Below are 1882 nucleotides of genomic sequence, written 5' to 3' on the forward strand. Positions count from 1 at the left end.
ATTATGCGAAACGCCCAATCAGAACGGGAGCTGCTGCCGCAGCATGTCGAGCCAGTGAAGATCGGCGACGACCATGCCGATGACGATGCCCAGGACGAGCACAACAAAATGGCTAAAGAACCCCCGGCGCCGCGGTTGCTGCCTCGGCAAATGGATTCGCGCCGAGGAGCGATTGTTGCGACTCTCCTGAAACCATTCCCTGTCTTGAAGACCCACGGCTTGAACCTCCTACGTTGATTGATCGGGGCAGCATGTTCGATGCCACGGACAGGCATTGTGCATGAGCCATCGCGTAGAGCGCACCGGAAGCGTCGAAACACTGGCAGCGAGTCGCGTTGTAGATACAACCGGCGACAGGCTTGGCCGTCTCGGTTTCTGACCAGTCATAAAGGGTTGTCGTAGCTGGCAGCGCTTTCTTCTGGCCCGTGGTGGCCGCTGCGCGTACACCACTGGGCTCAGAAGGCGCTGCCATTGCAGAGGTAACAGGTTGATGGCTGTCAGCACCTGAGCCGGTCAGGAGGCTGCTTTCGTTCGTTGAGGCGTTCCAGATAACAAGGCCAGCAACAGCAACGATGAAGAACAAGAGCGCAGCGAGCTTCTTGGGCATCTTGAACTTGTGCGTGTGGATCGTGGCCGACTGGTAATACTTGAAATGCTCCTTCGGGAACTTCCAAGGGACGCTATCCGCTCTACCCTGCTCGCCTCGATCATTTGGAGAATCAACGGTGTGCTGCCAGGTGTATTTCGTGACGATCTTGGCGCCAAAGGCGCGATAGAGGTGGATGTGCTCGCCGGCCAGCTTGCGGATGTGGTGATGCAGGAAGCTGGGCGACTGACTGACGAAAACGAGATCGTGACCAGTGTGGCGGTGAACTTCCATCTGGCGTAGGCGCTCGTCCTTGACCTCGCCACGGTGAGCGGTCGAGGGGTAAAGGTGAGGCTGCTGAGCTTCGTCGTAAACAACGAGAGAACCTTCGGGCGTGTCACGCCAGTCGTCCGGGGCTGGGTGGCACTGGGGAATTTTAAGGCCGGCGATGTTGGAATAAACGGGCCTGCCCTCCTCGACTGCCTTGAGGATCAAACCGATGCAATAAAGGGTCTTGCCGCTACCAGGGACGGCGGTAATTAGAGTGATCATGCTCGTGATCCAAAGAAGGTTTGAATGGCCTGAATAGAGGCGCGAGTTATAAAGGCGCTGCAAACAATTGAGAGCGCTTCGGGAATACCGGCAATACTGAGGACCTGACTTACTTGAGCAGGTAGGCCGCCAAATGCGAGCTGAACTTGGTCGACCAACCGCTCAACAAGGGAAAGAAGCCCATAGTAGGTGAATACGCCAATACCAAGAGCTACGAATATCTTGGCAATAACGCTAGAGATGATGTAGACGCCGATTGTTACCAATATGGCGGGCATTAGTCAGACCTCCCGATGCCTAGGCTGATATAGATGGCAGCGATAAGCGCAGCGATTACAACTAGAGGCTTGATCATGCCCGCCCAGGTGCACGCAGGCTGCCAGCTGAATTCGAATGAACCACGACTAGTTTCAATGATGGTAGGAGCCGGGCATGTTGCGTTACCGGAAATGGTAACGGAATCGGAAAAGTCCTCATCATCAATGAGGTCAGAAAGGTCGGGGGCTTCTTCTGTGAACGGCTGTTTTACCCAGTCAATAAACCGGCAGACAGTAGGCATAAAGTCACAGTCGGTCGGGACCTGAATTTCAACTTTGGGATTTATCTTAACGTCAGTGTTAGTCGCAGGTGGAGTCGAAACCGTAGTAGATGTACTGGTCTTAGTGCCGTCTTTATATGTATTGGTTACGGTCTTATCGGTAGAGGTAACACTGTTGGGTTTAGTGCCGTAATCAAACTGTATAG

The 1882-nt window shown here is 54.1% G+C and carries 3 protein-coding genes; all 3 read right to left on the reverse strand.

What is annotated here, in order from left to right; all coding sequences use genetic code 11:
* Window positions 1-112 precede the first annotated feature (112 nt).
* Window positions 113-1138, reverse strand: coding sequence for a zonular occludens toxin domain-containing protein (locus BHD08_RS22880; protein WP_125025252.1), 1026 nt, complete (start codon window positions 1136-1138; stop codon window positions 113-115).
* On the reverse strand, window positions 1135-1416 hold the full coding sequence (locus tag BHD08_RS22885; protein ID WP_125025254.1) for a DUF2523 domain-containing protein: 282 nt from the start codon (window positions 1414-1416) through the stop codon (window positions 1135-1137). The genes BHD08_RS22880 and BHD08_RS22885 overlap by 4 nt, the downstream gene beginning before the upstream one ends.
* On the reverse strand, window positions 1416-1882 hold a 467-nt coding region (locus tag BHD08_RS22890), incomplete at its 5' end, for a virulence factor TspB C-terminal domain-related protein (protein ID WP_305777734.1). The genes BHD08_RS22890 and BHD08_RS22885, both read right to left, overlap by 1 nt.

This window comes from Pseudomonas sp. SCT, from assembly GCF_003864275.1.
Lineage (GTDB): Bacteria > Pseudomonadota > Gammaproteobacteria > Pseudomonadales > Pseudomonadaceae > Stutzerimonas > Stutzerimonas stutzeri_AE.

Coding starts and splice junctions, on each gene's coding strand:
- BHD08_RS22880 (WP_125025252.1), bottom strand. CDS start 1,138: ATGATCACTCTAATTACCGCCGTCCCTGGTAGCGGCAAGACCCTTTAT.
- BHD08_RS22885 (WP_125025254.1), bottom strand. CDS start 1,416: ATGCCCGCCATATTGGTAACAATCGGCGTCTACATCATCTCTAGCGTT.